The sequence below is a fragment of the Pseudomonas sp. R9.37 genome, from assembly GCF_963878885.1.
Classification (GTDB): Bacteria; Pseudomonadota; Gammaproteobacteria; order Pseudomonadales; family Pseudomonadaceae; genus Aquipseudomonas.
The window spans coordinates 89,376-107,634 of record NZ_CAWNZA010000001.1; the positions used below are offsets into that span (position 1 = coordinate 89,376).

Sequence of the window (18,259 nt, forward strand, 5' to 3'; positions counted from 1 at the left end):
GACCCGCCCGCGCCTTTCGAGGCGCGGGTTTTATTTTGGACCCGCCTCCCCTTTGGGTCTCACTATTTCCGACTTAAGTTGCCCCTATGCTCAAACGCTTTGCCTGGTTGGCACTCTTCGCCTGCGCCCCGCTGTATGCGGCCCCGCATATTGATGATCAACGTTTGCAGCAATTGGCCAACGATCCGTTCTGGCTATCTCTGGGCCATTACGAAGCCGGCAAGCTCAAGGGCTGGCGCAGTTATGTCAGCGACAAGAAATTCTTCCTCGCCCCTGATGGCGCCCACCATCCGGACCAGGAACTCAAGGCGACCGTAGAGGCGCTGTACGCCCCGGCCAGCCTCGGCGAAAAACACGCCCAATGCGTTTACCCCGCACGTACGCGCTGGCTCAAGGAACAGTTGCAACTGACCGACTTGCCCACCCTGGAGTGCAAAGAATTCACCCAGTGGTTCAAGGACGTCGCGCCCCACAGCGCGGTGATGATCTTCCCGGCGGCCTACCTCAACAGCCCGTCGTCGATGTTCGGCCACACGTTGCTGCGCATCGACCAGGCTGACGTGCAAAGAGACAAGACCGCGCTGCTCAGCTACGCGATCAACTTCGGCGCCTACATCGAAGGCTCCGACAACAGCATTCTCTACGCCTGGAAAGGCCTGATGGGCGGCTATCCGGGCCTGTTTGCGTTGGTGCCCTACCAGGAAAAGCTCTCGGAGTACCGTAGCCTCGAGAACCGTGATCTGTGGGAATACCGCCTGAACCTTACCCAAGTCGAGACCGAACGCATGGTCCGGCACGTATGGGAGCTCAAGCAGATCCAGTTCGACTATTTCTTTTTCGACGAAAACTGCTCGTATCGCCTGCTGGAGCTGCTGCAAGTGGCGCGTCCAAGCCTGCGCCTGACCGAACAATTCCCGCTGACGGCGATCCCCACCGACACCGTCAAGGCGGTGAAAGAGGCTGGCCTGGTAGAGAAAATCGACTATCGCCCGTCCCGTGAACGCGAACTGCTCGAACGTGCCAAGCCGCTTGATAGTGATGAGCAGCAATGGGTATTGAACATCAGCGACGACCAGAAGCAGCTGCAGGAGCCCGCCTTCAAGGCGCTGCCCCGCGACCGCCAGGCGCTGATCATCGACGCCGCCTATCGCCTGGGCCGCTACCGCGCCAATGGTCTTGAGCGCGACACCGAACGCTCGCAACGCAGCTTCGAACTGCTGCGCGCGATCAACCAGAACCCGGCGCCAGACCTGAAAGTCGAACGTCCCGGCCTGCCGGAAGACGGCCATGAGTCCCGCACCTGGCAGGCCGGCATCGGCACCCGTGGCAGCAAGACCTTCGGCGAATACGGCCTGCGCATGGCCTACCACGACCTCAACGACAACGCCGAAGGCTTCCCGTTGGGCGCGCAGATTGAAATCCTGCAGATGAAACTGCGCCAGTACGAAGGCAACCACTGGCAACTGCAGCAACTGGACCTGGCCACCATCCGCTCGCTGACCCCACGCAACGCCCTGCTGCAGCCGTGGTCATGGCAAGTGACTGGCGGCCTGGAGCGTGTGCCAGGCAAACACGACGACGAAACCCTCGTGGCCCACGTCAACGGCGGCGCCGGCGGCACCTGGCAACTCACCGACGACATGCTCGGCTTCGCCCTCGGCACCGTGCGCGTGGAACACAACAACGACTTCAGCGAAGCCATCTCCCCGGCTGCCGGGTTCAACACCGGCGTGCTGTGGAAAAACCCGCTGGGGAATTTGAGCCTGGAAGCCAAAGGGGATTTCTTCACCAATGGCGAAGTGCGGCGCAGTGTCAGCTTGAACCAGCAGTGGGAATTGTCGCGCAACCTGGGCCTGCGCCTGAGCGCCCAGCGCGAGTACAGCCACCTGTCCACCCCCGTGAATGAAGTGATGCTTGAAGTGAAGTGGTATCACTACTGACCTGTGAGACCGGGCGAAGACCCACTGTGGGAGCGGGCTTGCCCGCGATAGCGGTGTATCAGTAACAACCAGACTGACCGCCCCACCGCCATCGCAGGCAAGCCAGCTCCCACACGGGTTTGTGTTTGGCCTGACCCCTTGCCCGCCGCAGTTCAAATGTGGGAGCGGGCTTGCCCGCGAAAGCGGTGTATCTGTAACAACCAGACTGACTGCCCCACCGCCATCCCAGGCAAGCCAGCTCCCATACGGGTTTGTGTTTGGCCTGACCCCTTGCCCGCCGCAGTTCAAATGTGGGAGCGGGCTTGCCCGCGAATGCGGTGTATCAGTAACAACCAGACTCACTGCCCCACCGCCATCCCAGGCAAGCCAGCTCCCACACCGGTTTGTGCCTGGCCTGAACCCCTTGCCCGCCGCAGTTCAAAGGTGGGAGCGGGCTTGCCCGCGAAAGCGGTGTATCAGTAACAATCAGGCTGACTGCCCCACCGCCATCGCAGGCAAGCCAGCTCCCACACTGGTTTTGTGCCTGGCCTAAACCCCTTGCCCGCCGCAGTTCAAAGGTGGGAGCGGGCTTGCCCGCGAAGGCGGTGTATCAGTAACAACCAGGCTGACCGCCCCACCGCCATCGCAGGCAAGCCAGCTCCCACACTGGTTTGTGCCTGGCCTGAATTCTACGCAAGCCGCAGTTCAAAGGTGGGAGCGGGCTTGCCCGCGATGGCGCTCGGTCAGGCGATGATGTATTGAATGAACCACCGCATTCGCGAGCAAGCCCGCTCCCACATTTGGCTCGTGTACATTCAGGCGCATCGCATTGCCCACCTCAGGAGTTTCATCAACATGGCCGTTAACTGCACCACCCTCGAAGAAGTCCGCGCAAACATCGACCGCCTCGACCAACACATCGTCACCCTGCTGGCCGAGCGCGGTCATTACGTCTCCCAGGCGGCACGCTTCAAAAAAGACGCCGACGGCGTCAAGGCGCCGCAACGGGTTGAACAGGTGATTGCCAAGGTGCGGGGTTTGTCCGAGGCGGTGGGCGCCAACCCTGAGGTCACTGAGCAGGTGTATCGCGCGATGATTGCGGCGTTTATCCAGCAGGAATTGGCCGAGCATGCCGCGCTGACGTCTAACCAGACGACATAACCCCCGCTGTGGCGAGCGGGCTTGCCCCGCGTTGGGCTGCGCAGCAGCCCCAAGCAGTCTGTCGGGGGAGTATCAGATACTCCGCGTTCCTGTTTATCAGGGCGGCTGCGCAGCCCAACGCAGGGCAAGCCTGCTCGCCACATGTGCCATGTTCAGCACTTGTGGCGGTGTCAGGCGTTAGGTGGCGGGTGTTATCGCTTGGTCAGGTCGTCCACGACGGCTTTGCCCCTCTCGCACAGCTAATGCGCGGCCCAGGCATATTGTTCGCCGCGTCGTGATGGGCCTTTAACCCAACACCTTTCTCACCTCGCTTTCACACCTGCCCGACAAATCCCTGACTAGACTCACCCTATCAGCCGTGAAACGGTCAGGGAGTACGCCATGTGGCGGTCTGCGGTAATGCTGTGCGCAGTAGTGTGGTTGTCAGGTTGCCAATCAACCCACCAGGATTTGCTGGCCAAAGGTTATCCACCGGCCTTTGCCGATGGCTTTGATGACGGTTGCAGCAGCGGTCGCCAGGCCGCCGGTGTGATCAGCGGGGAGTTTCGCAAGAACGTGCCGCGGTATCTCAAAGACCGCCAGTACGCCGAAGGCTGGGAAGACGGCTTTCGCCAGTGCAAGGCCATGCGCGAGAACGAAGAGTTGCGCGACTACAAAGACAACCACTGGGATGACCGTGAACGGGACTGGCAGCAGGAAAAAGACCGCGACGCCGCCAAGGCTTATCGCCCGCAGTAGATCGCTTTCAGACATCCATCGAAACTAAAGCGCGGCGACCATGGCCCAAACGCCATAGAGGGAGAATGTCATGAGCCGAGCTTTTGTTAATGAAGACCACGCCGCCGCCCAGGCCGACCAACCGGTAGAGCGCCAGGTCAGTGAGCAACCCAACCACCTCACCGCGCAAGGGTTGGCGCAATTGCAGGCCAAGGTCGCGCAGTTGCAGCACGAATACAGCCTTGAATCTGCCAAGGACGATAAACAGCGCCAGGCGGATCTTGAGCGGGACCTGCGCTACTTCAATCAGCGGGTGCAAAGCGCCCAAGTGGTGGCGCCAGCCACCTCCACCGAAAAGGTGCAGATCGGCAGCTGGGTCACTTTCGCCAACGAGCAAGACGAGCAGCAGCGCATTCAGTTGGTAGGTGAAGACCAGGCGGACGCTGCTGCCAACCTGATCAACTGGGGTTCGCCGCTGGGCCGCGCATTACTGGGCGCCGAGGTCGGCGACGAGGTGGTGTGGAAGCGCCCCGTCGGTGATCAGGTGATCGAAGTGCTGCGCGTCGAGCCACAGGTTTAGACGATGCCCTGGGCCAGCATCGCGTCGGCGACTTTTACGAAGCCTGCGATATTTGCGCCTTTCACGTAGTTGACCCGGCCGTTTTCTTCGCCGTAGTGCACGCAGGCGTGGTGGATCGACTGCATGATGTTGTGCAACTTGCTGTCGACTTCGCCTGCGGTCCACAGCAGGCGCATGGCGTTCTGCGACATTTCCAGGCCGCTGACGGCCACACCGCCGGCGTTGGAGGCTTTGCCCGGGGCAAACAGAATGCCGGCTTCGATAAAGATATCCACAGCCGCAAGCGTGGTCGGCATATTGGCGCCTTCTGCGACGCACAGGCAGCCGTTGCGCAATAGGGTGCGCGCGGCATCGGCGTCGAGTTCGTTTTGGGTCGCGCATGGCAGGGCAATATCGCAGGCCAGTTCCCAGGGCGTTTTACCGGCGCGAAATTCCAGGCCGTAACGGGAAGCCAATTCGCTGATGCGCCCGCGTTGCACGTTTTTCAGCTCCAGCAGGGCCGACCATTGCTCCTCGGTCAACCCGCTTTCGGCGTACAGGGTGCCTTCGGAATCGGACAAGGAAATCACTTTGCCGCCCAGGTCCATGACCTTGCGCGCCGCGTACTGCGCGACGTTGCCGGAACCGGAGATCGCCACGCGCTTGCCCTCAACCCGCTGGCCGTTGCGCTTGAGCATTGCTTCGGCGAAATACACGCAGCCGAAACCGGTGGCTTCGGGGCGAATCAGGCTGCCGCCGTACGTCATGCCTTTGCCGGTCAGCACCGAGGTGAACTGGTTGCTGAGGCGTTTGTATTGACCGAACAGGAAGCCGATTTCACGGGCGCCCACGCCGATATCACCGGCCGGCACGTCCACGTCGGCGCCGATGTGGCGGTACAGCTCGCTCATGAACGCCTGGCAAAAACGCATCACTTCGGCGTCGCTCTTGCCCTTGGGGTCGAAGTCCGCGCCGCCTTTGCCGCCGCCCATGGGCAGCGAGGTCAGGGAGTTCTTGAACGTCTGCTCGAAGGCGAGGAATTTCAGTACGCCCAGGTTTACCGAGGGGTGAAAGCGCAAGCCACCTTTGTAGGGGCCGATGGCGCTGTTCATCTGGATGCGAAACCCGCGATTGACCTGGACCTTGCCGTGATCATCCACCCACGACACCCGGAAGGTGATCGCGCGTTCCGGCTCGCAGATGCGCTCCAGAATGCCCGAGGTCAGGTAATGGGGGTTGGCTTCGAGAAACGGCCACAAGCTGCGCAGGACTTCTTCCACGGCCTGGTGAAATTCTGGCTGGTCAGGGTCGCGTTTCTTGAGGCGGGCGAGGAAGGATTCAACGGATTCGATCATGAAGAAGTCTCGGCAAATTGATTGTTTTTAAAGGAGATTGAGCCGGACCTTAGCAACTCAAGTTGCACCTGAAAAGCGCAAAATGTCGCCTTTATGAATTTAAATGGTGCATTGGATATAAATAAATGGGCTTTTTTGCACCATGAGAGGGATTTCAACCTGACGCATGCACCAGCCGTTAAACCGCTTTCGCGAGCAAGCCCGCTCCCACATTTGATCGATTTCCAACTATGGAATGCGCTCGAATGTGGGAGCGGGCTTGCTCGCGAATGAATCCACCTCGGTCTCTTTGAAAAAACGCGCAAAAAAAACGGAGCCCGAAGGCTCCGTTTGTTCCAACCAGCCCCAATCAGGCCAGTTTTTTGTGACGCACACGGTGCGGCTGGGCAGCCGCATCGCCCAAGCGCTTTTTACGGTCGGCTTCGTACTCGGTGTAGTTACCTTCGAAGAACACCGCTTGGGAGTCGTCTTCGTACGCCAGGATGTGAGTCGCGACGCGGTCCAGGAACCAGCGATCGTGAGAGATCACAATGGCGGCGCCCGGGAAGTCCAGCAGGGCTTCTTCCAGGGAACGCAGGGTTTCAACGTCGAGGTCGTTGGACGGTTCGTCGAGCAGCAACACGTTGCCGCCTTCTTTCAAGGTCAGGGCCAGGTGCAAGCGGCCGCGCTCACCACCGGACAGGTCCTTGACGAACTTCTGCTGGTCGCCGCCCTTGAAGTTGAAACGGCCGACGTAGGTGCGCGACGGGATTTCATAGTTGCCGATGCGGATCTGGTCGGAACCGTCGGAGATTTGCTGGAACACAGTCTTGCTGCCATCCAGGTCTTCGCGGCTCTGGTCGACGCAGGCCAGTTGCACGGTTTCACCAACTTCGATAGTGCCCGAATCCGGCGTTTCCTTGCCCATCAGCATGCGGAACAGGGTGGATTTACCCGCACCGTTACCGCCAATTACGCCGACGATCGCGCCTTTTGGCATGGAGAACGACAGGTTGTCGATCAGTACGCGGTCGCCATAGCCTTTGGTGACGTTCTTGAACTCGATGACCTTGTCACCCAGGCGCGGGCCGGCCGGGATGTAGATCTCGTTGGTTTCGCTGCGCTTCTGGAATTCCTGCGACTGCATTTCTTCAAAGCGTTGCAGACGAGCCTTGGATTTGGACTGGCGGGCCTTGGCGCCTTTGCGCACCCACTCCAGCTCTTCCTTCATGGCTTTTTCGTGGGCCGATTGCTGCTTGGATTCAGCGGCCAGTCGGTCGGATTTGGCTTCCAGCCAACCGGAGTAGTTGCCCTCGTAAGGGATACCGGCGCCACGGTCGAGTTCCAGAATCCAGCCGGCGACGTTGTCCAGGAAGTACCGGTCGTGCGTGATCGCTACCACGGTGCCCGGGAAATCGTGCAGGAAGTGCTCCAGCCAGGCGACGGAATCGGCGTCCAAGTGGTTGGTCGGTTCGTCGAGCAGCAGCATGTCGGGAGCCGACAGCAGCAGGCGGCACAGGGCCACGCGACGCTTTTCACCACCAGAGAGGAATTCAACCTTGGCGTCCCACGCCGGCAGGCGCAGCGCATCGGCGGCGACTTCCAGCTGGCGCTCCAGGTTGTGACCGTCGCCGGCCTGCAGGATGGCTTCGAGCTTGGCCTGTTCGGCGGCCAGTTTGTCGAAGTCGGCGTCTTCTTCGGCGTAGGCGGCGTAGACCTCGTCCAGGCGCGCCTGGGCATTCTTGATCACGGCCACGGCCTCTTCGACCACTTCACGCACGGTCTTGGTCGGGTCCAGGATCGGCTCTTGCGGCAGGTAGCCGATGTTCAGCTCGGGCATCGGGCGGGCTTCGCCTTCGAACTCGGTGTCGACGCCGGCCATGATTTTCAGCAGCGTGGACTTACCCGAACCGTTGAGGCCGAGCACGCCGATCTTGGCGCCTGGGAAGAAGGACAGCGAAATGTTTTTCAGGATTTCCCGCTTCGGCGGAACAACTTTTCCCAGCCGATGCATGGTGAAGACGTATTGAGCCATGGTGAACCTAGCGTCAGTGACTGATGAATTGAGCGGGCGAAGCCCGTGCAGGCCATGCGCCGCGCGGGCCGTTGACGGTGGTCAATGCCTTCGTGCGCAAAAAGCCTGAATGTCTGGGGCTGGAACGCCCCCGCGTAACCGGCAAAGCTACCTGAATGCGCTTGGTCAGTCCAGCCAGGCAGGGCTGGCACTTTGCCACAAGTCAAGGCATGCTAGCCGCCCTCCGGGCGTCCGGCTTATAGTGCACGTCGCGCGCCAGTCCAGCCAAACCGCAGGATCACAGCTTGTCCAAAGTCACGCCGCCCACTCCCCTGCGCGCCGCTCATATAGCGCCGGGAGCGCCCCTGCACGGCACCCTCAAAGGCGCATTGGCGACGCTTGTCCTGCTGCTGCTCGCGTTATTGTTCTGGCAACTGCTGGACCAACTGCAGCAAAACCAGAAAAACCAACAGCAATACACCATCGACTACAGCGCCGACCTGGCTGAACAGATCAGCTTGAACATGGCCCTGAGCGCCAAAATCGCCCTGAATTTGCTGCCGATGGTCGAGCCGCCGCGCAATGACGAACAGCAACAGGCGCTGATGCGCACCTTGCAACGTTCGCTGCCGGAACTGCGCAGTGTCGCCCTGCTCGCCCCCAGCGGCGCGATGATCAGCGACAGCGCCAAAGACAGCCAGGACAGCGCCTGGCTTGAAGAGCTGGTACAGCGCAGTCACTCGCAACCTTATTACCTGAGCAACAACCCGGACGGCACGATCATTTATCTGCTGCTGCACCAGCCCAGCGGCGGCTCGCGGATGTATTGGGCGCTGCGCCTGGCGCCCAACTACCTGAGCAACCTGACGCGCCAGGACGGCCAGGGCCAGCGCCCGATGTGGGCCATCGAGAACCGCCTCAACCACCGCGTGGTCAGCCGTGACAGCGGCATGCCGGCGCAGTGGGCCTCCGCGCTGACGCCGGACGAATTGAACAAAAGCGTACTGGTCACGCCCCTGAGCAAAAGTGACTGGCAGTTGCGCGGGCTGTTCGACCGCAGCGCCGTGCTGGAGCAACTGCTGCCGGCCTTCATCGGCAAATGCCTGCTGGGCCTGGCCTTTTCGCTGATCCCGGTGATCGTGCTGCTGAACATGCGCCGTCGCCAGCGCCAGGTGCATGAAGGCCGGCGCCGCTATCAGGATATTTTCGAAGGCACCGGCGTGGCGCTTTGCGTGCTCGACCTGTCGGGGTTGAAGACGTTTTTCGACAAAACCAACCTGCACACCCGTGAGCAATTACAGGCCTGGCTGCACACGCACGTCGAAGAACGCCAACAACTGCTCAAGGAGTTACGCGTCACCGAGGTCAACCAGGTGGCTGTGCGCCTGCTGAACGTCAGTTCTTGCGAGCAAGCCTGGGAGCGTCTGATCGATGACTGCCCGCGCAACGCCACGGCCATCGGTTATCAGGTTCTGGAAGCCGTACTGACCCAGCAAAAACAGCTGGAGCTGGAAATTCAGCTCAACGACGTTGCCGGTAACGACCAGTACCTGTGGCTGGTGATGCGCCTGCCGGAGCAGCAGGACGACTTCAAGGCGGTCATCCTCAGTATCAGTGACATCACCAGCCGCAAGCTGATCGAGCTGTCGCTGGTGGAGCGTGAGAGTTTCTGGTCAGACGTGGTGCGCACCGTGCCGGATCACCTGTATGTGCAGGACGTGATCAGCCAGCGGATGATTTTCAGCAACCACCACTTGGGCCACACGCTCGGCTATAACAGAGCCGAACTGCAGCAAATGGGCGAGTACTTCTGGGAAATCCTGCTGCACCCCGACGATGCGGAGTATTACCACGACCTGCGCCAGCAACAACGTGAAGTCGGCTACACCACGCAGCTGCATTGCCAACTGCGCTTTCGGCACCGCAACAACCAATGGCGCCGCTTCGATATCCGCGAGCAAGCCCTGGCCCGCGACAAGACGGCGGTGGTCACGCGGATTATCGGCGTGGCCAAAGACATTACCGATCAGATAGAAGCCAGCGAGTCCCTGCGCGACAGCGAGCAGCGCTACCGCATGCTGGCCGAAAGCATCAGCGACGTGATCTGCTCCACCGACAGCCAGCTTGCGCTCAATTACGTCAGCCCGTCGGTCAATGCCGTGCTGGGTTATGACGTGGATTGGGTGTTCAAGAATGGCTGGCAGTCGATCATCGCCAACCCGCAACAACTGTCCGGCATTTACAGCCTGGTGGAGCAGGTCAGCCGCTCGCTGGGCGACACTGCGGCGCTGAACAAGCTGCGCGATGACGTGCAAACCCAGCTGTTCCTGTTCGACTGCCTGCGCGCCGATGGCCGCAAGGTGCCGATCGAGCTGCGCCTGGTGCTGGTGTGGGACGAGCACGGCGCGTTTGAGGGCATCCTCGGCGTGGGCCGCGATATCAGCCAGCAACGGCGCGCCGAAAAAGACCTGCGCATGGCGGCCACGGTATTCGAACACTCCACCTCAGCGATTCTGATCACCGACCCGGCCGGTTATATCGTGCAGGCCAACGAGGCCTTCAGCCGGGTCAGCGGCTATGCCGTCGCGGATGTGCTCGACCAGTTGCCGAACATGCTCACCGTTGACGAACAACAGGAAGCCCACCTGCGTTATGTGCTCAAGCAACTGCACCAGCACAGCACCTGGGAAGGCGAAGTGTGGCTCAAGCGCCGCAACGGCGAGCATTACCCGGCGTGGGTCGGCATTACCGCCGTGTTCGATGATGAAGGCGACCTGGCCAGCTACGTGTGCTTCTTCAGTGACATCAGTGAGCGCAAGGCCAGCGAGCAGCGCATCCACCGCCTGGCGTATTACGACGCCCTGACCCACCTGCCCAACCGCACGCTGTTCCAGGACCGCCTGCACACTGCCCTGCAGGCAGCGGAACGGCAGAAGTCGTGGGTGGTGCTGATGTTCCTCGACCTCGACCGTTTCAAGCCGATCAACGACTCCCTGGGCCACGCCGCCGGCGACCGCATGCTCAAGGAAATGGCCACGCGCCTGCTGGGCTGCGTGGCCGAAGACGACACCGTGGCGCGTATGGGCGGCGACGAGTTCACCTTGCTCCTGCAACCACGGGTGAGCCGCGACATGGCGCTGAACCGCGCGATTCACGTGGCCGAGCAGATCCTGGCCAGCCTGGTAAGGCCGTTTGTGCTTGAAGGCCGCGAGTTCTTTGTGACCGCCAGTATCGGTATCGCCTTGAGCCCGCAGGACGGCAACGAGCTGAGCCAGTTGATGAAGAACGCCGACACCGCGATGTACCACGCCAAGGAACGTGGCAAAAACAACTTCCAGTTCTACCAGGCGGACATGAACGCCAGCGCCCTGGAGCGCCTGGAGCTGGAAAGCGACCTGCGCCACGCGCTGGATCAGAACGAATTCGTGCTGTATTACCAACCGCAGTTCAGTGGCGATGGCAAACGCTTGACCGGCGCCGAAGCCCTGCTGCGCTGGCGCCACCCACGCCGCGGGCTGGTGCCGCCGGGTGATTTCATTCCGGTGCTGGAGGAGTTGGGACTGGTGGTGGACGTGGGCGACTGGGTGCTCAGCGAGGCCTGTCGCCAGCTCAAGACCTGGCACCAGAACAAGGTGCGGGTGCCGAAAGTCTCGGTGAACATCTCGGCGCGGCAGTTCTCCGATGGCCAACTGGGCGAGCGCATCGCCACCATTCTCAGGGACACCGGTCTGCCGCCGGCATGCCTGGAGCTGGAGCTGACCGAAAGCATCCTGATGCGCGAAGTCAACGAAGCCATGCAGATCCTCGCCAGCCTGAAAAACCTCGGGCTGAGCATCGCGGTGGACGACTTTGGCACGGGTTATTCGTCGCTCAACTACCTCAAGCAATTCCCCATCGACGTGCTGAAGATCGACCGCACCTTTGTCGACGGCCTGCCCTCCGGCGAGCAAGACGCGCAAATCGCCCGCGCCATTATCGCCATGGCCCACAGCCTGAACCTGGCGGTGATCGCCGAGGGTGTGGAAACCCATGAGCAGCTGGACTTCCTGCGCGAGCATGGCTGCGATGAAGTACAGGGGTATCTGTTTGGGCGGCCGATGCCGGCGAATCGGTTTGAAGCGCAGTTCAGTAATGATGCGCTGTTCATGTTCGACTGAAACCTTGCAGCGCTTTGGATGGCCTCTTCGCGGGCAAGCCCGCTCCCACATTTTGATCTGTGAACCCATTCAAGTGTGGGAGGGGGCTTGCCCCCGATAGGGCCAGCACAGTCACCGCTTATCCCCAGATGAGCCCCACTTGTCCGCGACATGATGTCCTTTCATATGCCATCTAAAACCCATTGGGTTAGAATGCCCTCCTTTTCTGCCCCCGATCCTTGAGGACCGCCATGTTCAGCCGTGATTTGACTATTGCCAAGTACGACGCCGATCTCTTTGCCGCCATGGAGCAAGAAGCCGTGCGCCAGGAAGAGCACATTGAGCTGATCGCTTCGGAAAACTACACCAGCCCTGCGGTCATGGAGGCTCAAGGTTCGGTTCTGACCAACAAGTACGCTGAAGGCTACCCTGGCAAGCGCTACTACGGTGGTTGCGAGTACGTCGACGTGGTTGAGCAGCTGGCCATTGACCGTGCCAAGGAACTGTTCGGCGCCGATTACGCTAACGTCCAGCCACACGCCGGTTCCCAAGCCAACAGCGCCGTGTACCTGGCCCTGCTGCAAGGCGGCGACACCATCCTGGGCATGAGCCTGGCCCACGGCGGTCACCTGACCCACGGCGCCAGCGTTTCCTCCTCCGGCAAGCTGTACAACGCCGTTCAGTACGGTATCGATGCCAACGGCCTGATCGACTACGACGAAGTCGAACGTCTGGCGGTCGAGCACAAGCCTAAAATGATCGTGGCCGGTTTCTCTGCCTACTCGCAGATCCTGGACTTCCCACGTTTCCGCGAAATCGCTGACAAGGTCGGCGCCTACCTGTTCGTTGACATGGCTCACGTAGCCGGTCTGGTCGCCGCTGGCGTCTACCCGAACCCGGTGCCTTACGCTGACGTGGTCACCACCACTACGCACAAAACCCTGCGCGGCCCACGTGGCGGCCTGATCCTGGCGCGCGCCAACGCCGAGATCGAGAAGAAACTGAACTCCGCCGTATTCCCAGGCGCCCAAGGTGGCCCGCTGGAGCACGTAATTGCCGCCAAAGCGATCTGCTTCAAAGAAGCCCTGCAGCCTGAGTTCAAGACTTACCAGCAACAAGTGGTCAAGAACGCCAAGGCCATGGCCGGTGTGTTCATCGAACGCGGCTACGACGTGGTCTCCGGCGGTACTGAAAACCACCTGTTCCTGCTGTCGCTGATCAAGCAGGACATTTCCGGTAAAGATGCTGACGCTGCCCTGGGCAGAGCCTTCATCACCGTGAACAAAAACTCCGTGCCGAACGACCCACGTTCGCCGTTCGTCACCTCCGGCCTGCGCTTCGGCACCCCGGCTGTGACCACTCGTGGCTTTAAAGAAGCAGAGTGCAAGGAACTGGCCGGCTGGATCTGCGACATCCTGGCAGACCTGAACAACGAAGCCGTGATCGACGCGGTGCGTGAGAAGGTCAAGGCCATCTGCAAAAAGCTGCCGGTGTACGGCGCTTGATTGCAGTTGCTTGAATAAAAAGCCCGGCCTTGGCGCCGGGCTTTTTTATGCCTGAAAACTCTGCTTTCCTAAATTTGAAATGACATGAAATGTGGGAGCGGGCTTGCTCGCGAAAGCGGTGTATCAGTCGGCACATGCATCAACTGACAAACCGCTTTCGCGAGCAAGCCCGCTCCCACATTTTGGCTGTGTTTCAAGTCAGGATTGGTACACCTTGGCAAATCCTTCGCGGATTTTGTCTTCCGGCAACTCATCGGCAATAAACACAATCACACTTTCGCGCGCCTCGCCCTCGGCCCATTCGGTGTCCCAATCGAACCCGTAAAGCTTGAGCACGCCTTGAAACACCATGCGCCGGTCTTCGCCGGCAATGTTCAGCACGCCCTTGTAGCGCAACAGTTGCTTGCCGTGGACTTCCAGCAGCTCGTTCATGAACTCGCTGAGGCGGCCGATATCCAGCGGCTGGTCGGTGCGCAGCACCAGGCTGGAAATGCGGTCGATGGCCGGCGCCGCGCTGACCGGGCGCAAGCTCATGCCGGCGTTGAGGTTGAAGCCGCGCACATCAAGCAATTCGGCCAGGTCGATGGCGCCATGATCGACCACGCGGATCGGCGCGCGGCGGTTGATGCGGGTCAGGCGCTGGCTGAGGGCGTCGAAGGTGGCCTCGTCCACCAGGTCGCGCTTGCTTACCAGCAAGCGATCCGCAAAACCGATCTGGGCCTGGGCGATGGTCTGGGTCAGGTGGTGTTCGGCGTGGGCCGCGTCCACCAAGGTGATGATGCCGTCGAGGATGTAGCGCTCGCGCAGCTCCTCGTCGATGAAAAAGGTCTGGGCCACCGGCGCCGGGTCGGCCAGGCCGGTGCACTCGATCACCAGGCGGTCGAAGGCAATCTCGCCGCTGTCCAGGCGCTCGAGCAGCAGGTACAGGGCTTTGGTCAGGTCAGTGTGGATGGTGCAGCACACGCAACCGTTGGACAGGGTCATGACTTGCACCGGTTCTGCGCCCAGCAGCTGGGTGTCGATACCGGCGTCACTGAATTCGTTTTCGATCACGGCGATTTTCAGGCCGTGCTCGGCCTTGAGCAGGTGGCGCAGCAAGGTGGTTTTGCCGGCGCCGAGGAAGCCGCTGAGGATGGTGACGGGGATGGGAGAGGACAAAACTATTCTCCTGTTTAATGAAATAACTGAAGGAACACAAAACAAATGTGGGAGCTGGCTTGCCTGCGATGCAGACAACTCGGTCTTTCAGTCAGACCGAGGTGATGCCATCGCAGGCAAGCCAGCTCCCACATAAAGCCCTGCCCCCACAAGGGGACTCGTTAACCCGACAGGCGGGCTAGCAGCACTTGGGCCCACCCTTGCCACCGTAACGGGCTTCCTGGCGTTCCCGGAAGAACGCCTTGTAGTCCATCACCGGTTTGTCCGGGTGTTTGGTTTGCATATGCTCGACGTAGGTGTCGTAGTCGGGCATGCCGACCATCAGGCGCGCGGCCTGACCGAGGTATTTACCGAGGCGACTGATGTCATTGAACATGGTTGCAATCCTCGATTACGCGTCCGGAACCGCCTGGAACGGGGCTTCTTTATCCGTACGTTCTTTGTTGCCCCAGGCGGCGACGCCGACCTTGAGCGCATAGAACAGGATGCTGAAGACCACGAACAGGAACAGCGCCGTGAGCGTTGCGTTGGTGTAGGCGTTCCAGATCACGTGTTGCATCTGGTCGATGTTCTTGGCCGGCGCCAGGATCTGGCCGCCTGCCAGGGCATCGCTGTACTTCTTGGCCAGCGACAGGAAGCCGATCGCAGGGTTTGCGTCGAACAGCTTGATGAAGCCCGCCGTGGTGGTGCAGATCAGCAGCCAGACCGCCGGCAGCATGGTCACCCAGATGTAGCGCTGGCGTTTCATTTTGATCAGCACGACCGTGGCGAGCATCAGTGCGATCCCGGCCAGCATCTGGTTGGAAATACCGAACAGCGGCCACAAGGTGTTGATGCCGCCCAGTGGGTCGATCACGCCTTGGTACAGCAGGTAACCCCACATTGCCACGCAACCTGCGGTTGCGATCAGGTTGGCGGTCCAGGATTCGGTACGCTTGAGCGACGGCACGAAGGAGCCGAGCAAGTCCTGGAGCATGAAGCGACCGGCACGGGTACCGGCGTCAACCGCCGTCAGGATGAACAGCGCTTCGAACAGGATCGCAAAGTGGTACCAGAACGCCATGGTGTTTTCACCCGGCAACACACTGTGCAGGATCTGCGCGATACCCACCGCGAGGGTCGGTGCACCGCCGGCACGTGCCAGGATGGTGGTTTCGCCGATGTCATGGGCCACTGCTTGCAGCGCTTCCGGCGTAATCGCAAAACCCCAGCTGCTGACGGTTTGTGCCACGGCCATCACATCACCACCAACCACGGCGGCGGGGCTGTTCATGGCGAAGTACACGCCAGGTTCGATCACCGAGGCGGCAACCATTGCCATGATGGCCACGAACGATTCCATCAGCATCGCGCCGTAGCCGATGTAACGGGCGTTGACTTCGTTATCCAGCAACTTGGGCGTGGTGCCCGAAGAAATCAGCGCGTGGAAACCCGAGACCGCGCCACAGGCGATGGTGATGAACAGGAACGGGAACAGGCCGCCCTTCCACACTGGGCCGGTGCCGTCGATGAACTGGGTCAGCGCCGGCATTTTCAGCTCTGGCATGGTGACCAGAATGCCGATCGCCAGGGCAATGATGGTGCCGATTTTGAGGAAGGTGGAGAGGTAGTCACGCGGCGCCAGGATCAGCCACACCGGCAGTACTGCGGCAACGAAGCCGTAGCCGATCAGCATCCAGGTGATTTGGATCCCGGTGAAGGAAAAGGCCTTGGCCCATACCGGGTCAGCGGCAATCTGCCCGCCCAGCCAGATCGAACCGAGCAGCAACAGCACGCCGATTACCGAGATTTCACCAATGCGGCCCGGGCGTATGTAGCGCATGTACACGCCCATGAACATCGCAATCGGGATGGTCGCCATTACGGTGAAGATGCCCCATGGGCTTTCGGCCAGGGCCTTGACCACGATCAGCGCCAGCACCGCGAGGATGATGATCATGATCAGGAAGCAACCGAACAACGCGATGGTCCCCGGGATGCGGCCCATCTCTTCGCGAACCATGTCGCCAAGTGAACGGCCATTGCGACGGGTGGACAGGAACAGGACCATGAAGTCTTGCACTGCACCGGCCAGCACCACGCCGGCAATCAGCCACAGGGTGCCGGGCAGGTAGCCCATCTGCGCCGCCAGCACCGGGCCGACCAGCGGGCCTGCACCGGCAATCGCCGCAAAGTGGTGACCAAAAAGGATGTGTTTGTTGGTCGGCACATAGTCCAGACCGTCATTGTTGAGCACTGCGGGGGTGGCCCGCCGTGGATCGAGTTGCATCACGTTGTTAGCGATGAACAGACTGTAGTAACGGTACGCAACCAGGTAGATGGCCACAGCAGCGACCACAATCCACAAGGCGTTGATCGCCTCGCCGCGGCGCAAGGCCACTACGCCCAGGGCGCACGCTCCTACGATTGCCAGCACCAGCCAGGGTAGGTGGCGTAGCAGGCTATTATTATTTTTCATTTTTATATTCCAGCCAGGGTGGACAGAAAGGACAGCCAGTCCGAGTTTAGCGCTGTTGGCTTTAAAGGCCACCCCCCTACATTGGTCTAGAGCCTTGCACGGGCAAAAAAAGCACAAATAAAAGCTCGATGATGGCGCGGGGCTACAATCCTTCTATCCACAGAGGATTTGACATGAACGAACAGTCGTCTGATCGACGCCGTTTTCGGCGTATCGCCTTCGATGCACGAACGACCATTGCGCAGAACGGCTGGAATTGGCCGGTGCAACTGGTGGACCTGTCGCTCAAAGGTTTGCTGGTGCAGCGCCCGGATGACTGGCAGGGCAATCGCACGGAGTCGTTCGACGTGGATATCCGCCTTGATCCGCAGGCGCATATAAAGATGCAGGTGAAGCTGGCCCATGACGATCACGGGCAATTGGGGTTTGTGTGCGAGCACATCGACCTGGACTCGATCAGCCATTTACGCCGGCTGATCGAACTGAACCTCGGCGATCAGGAAGAACTTGAGCGCGAACTGGGCGCACTGCTGCAGGTGTGACGCGTCAGGGAAACGCCGTACGCGCAGGGAACTCGTTTTCTGCGTCCCAGTAGCCCGCCTTCTGACTCGACGTGGCCTGCCATTGCCCGTCGACAAAACGGTAGGTTTCAAACCGGGTGGCAAAATCATCATCGCCGTCACCGTCCATGAATGACGAGACTTGCAACAACTCATCCGCGCCTCCTTCGGCGGGCGTTGCGATCTGCCACGCGGCTTTGCCGGTCTGGGCCAGGGTCAATGGCTCGACCTTAGCGTCGGCGCTTTTGTAATTCAGCGGCGTGAGTTGCTGCCGGCTCGGCAGCAGCAGCTGTGTCGCGGGGCCGCTGTAGCTGCCCATCGGCGCGGTTTGATCGATGGTCAAAAAATACACAGTTTCCGGCAGCCCTTTGATGGGGGCCTTCTCCACCTGGGCCAAGGGGTAGCCGAGTTCTTCGCTTGCCAGCACTTCTCCGGACGCCGACAGCAAGCGCAGTCGGGCGTTGAGCAGCGGGTGTTCAACCAGATCACCGGGCTCGTCAAACGAGTCCTCATCCAGGCCATTGCCCCAGCTGTCTTTGTGCAACTGGGCGCTGATGCGCTGGTCTTCCAGTACCTGCAACACGCTGGCGTCTTGCGTTGCCAACGTTTGCGCCGATCGGTAACCGACCGGCAGCTTGGTCGGCTCGGCAAAAGCGCCCATCGGCAACCCAACCAAAGCCATGAACAGGGCAACGGCTGCCCAGCGATTCGAGTTGTGCATTGCACTCATCCCTGACT

Annotated in this window: 13 protein-coding genes; 7 read left to right on the top strand and 6 right to left on the bottom strand. The window is 60.6% G+C overall.

From position 1 onward, the window contains the following. Positions 1–86 precede the first annotated feature (86 nt). The 4 genes from AACU78_RS00405 (at position 87) to AACU78_RS00420 (ending at position 4,377) form a co-directional block, all read left to right on the top strand. Positions 87–1,940 carry an Lnb N-terminal periplasmic domain-containing protein gene (locus tag AACU78_RS00405; RefSeq protein WP_106579282.1) on the top strand — a complete coding sequence of 618 codons (1,854 nt, stop codon included), beginning with the start codon at positions 87–89 and terminating at the stop codon, positions 1,938–1,940. 834 nt (positions 1,941–2,774) lie between these two features. Continuing rightward, positions 2,775–3,080, top strand: a complete 306-nt coding sequence (locus tag AACU78_RS00410; RefSeq protein ID WP_106579405.1) for a chorismate mutase — start codon at positions 2,775–2,777, stop codon at positions 3,078–3,080. Between the two features lie 381 nt (positions 3,081–3,461). After that, entirely contained in the window at positions 3,462–3,818 is a 357-nt protein-coding gene (locus tag AACU78_RS00415; protein ID WP_106579283.1) for a hypothetical protein, read from the top strand. A 70-nt stretch (positions 3,819–3,888) separates the two neighbouring features. Next, entirely contained in the window at positions 3,889–4,377 is a 489-nt protein-coding gene (locus AACU78_RS00420) for a GreA/GreB family elongation factor (protein ID WP_106579284.1), read from the top strand. Here AACU78_RS00420 and gdhA read toward each other — a convergent pair. Next, positions 4,374–5,711 carry an NADP-specific glutamate dehydrogenase gene (gene gdhA, locus AACU78_RS00425; RefSeq protein WP_106579285.1) on the bottom strand — a complete coding sequence of 446 codons (1,338 nt, stop codon included), beginning with the start codon at positions 5,709–5,711 and terminating at the stop codon, positions 4,374–4,376. The genes AACU78_RS00420 and gdhA overlap by 4 nt on opposite strands. Before the next feature lie 349 nt (positions 5,712–6,060). Further along, positions 6,061–7,725 (bottom strand): energy-dependent translational throttle protein EttA, encoded by a 1,665-nt coding sequence (gene ettA / locus AACU78_RS00430; RefSeq protein ID WP_106579286.1) that lies wholly within the window; start codon positions 7,723–7,725, stop codon positions 6,061–6,063. 284 nt (positions 7,726–8,009) lie between these two features. Between ettA and AACU78_RS00435 the strand changes: the two genes are divergently transcribed. Next, a complete protein-coding gene (locus tag AACU78_RS00435) occupies positions 8,010–11,861 on the top strand; it encodes a sensor domain-containing protein (protein WP_106579287.1) in 3,852 nt (1,283 codons plus the stop codon). Positions 11,862–12,091: 230 nt separating this feature from the next. Continuing rightward, positions 12,092–13,345, top strand: a complete 1,254-nt coding sequence (glyA, locus tag AACU78_RS00440; protein ID WP_106579288.1) for a serine hydroxymethyltransferase — start codon at positions 12,092–12,094, stop codon at positions 13,343–13,345. A 198-nt stretch (positions 13,346–13,543) separates the two neighbouring features. Here glyA and yjiA read toward each other — a convergent pair whose 3' ends face one another. From yjiA to AACU78_RS00455, 3 genes are all read right to left on the bottom strand, one after another. Beyond that, positions 13,544–14,503, bottom strand: coding sequence for a GTPase (gene yjiA, locus AACU78_RS00445; protein ID WP_106579289.1), 960 nt, complete (start codon positions 14,501–14,503; stop codon positions 13,544–13,546). 178 nt (positions 14,504–14,681) lie between these two features. Further along, entirely contained in the window at positions 14,682–14,879 is a 198-nt protein-coding gene (locus AACU78_RS00450) for a YbdD/YjiX family protein (RefSeq protein ID WP_003194308.1), read from the bottom strand. A 15-nt stretch (positions 14,880–14,894) separates the two neighbouring features. Beyond that, on the bottom strand, positions 14,895–16,961 hold the full coding sequence (locus AACU78_RS00455; RefSeq protein WP_106579291.1) for a carbon starvation CstA family protein: 2,067 nt from the start codon (positions 16,959–16,961) through the stop codon (positions 14,895–14,897). A 173-nt stretch (positions 16,962–17,134) separates the two neighbouring features. On the opposite strand from AACU78_RS00455, the gene AACU78_RS00460 reads away from it, so the two are divergent. Continuing rightward, positions 17,135–17,503 (top strand): PilZ domain-containing protein, encoded by a 369-nt coding sequence (locus AACU78_RS00460; RefSeq protein ID WP_106579292.1) that lies wholly within the window; start codon positions 17,135–17,137, stop codon positions 17,501–17,503. Positions 17,504–17,507: 4 nt separating this feature from the next. Here the strand turns inward: AACU78_RS00460 and AACU78_RS00465 are convergent, their stop codons facing one another. Beyond that, positions 17,508–18,242 (bottom strand): hypothetical protein, encoded by a 735-nt coding sequence (locus AACU78_RS00465; protein ID WP_106579406.1) that lies wholly within the window; start codon positions 18,240–18,242, stop codon positions 17,508–17,510. Positions 18,243–18,259 lie beyond the last annotated feature (17 nt).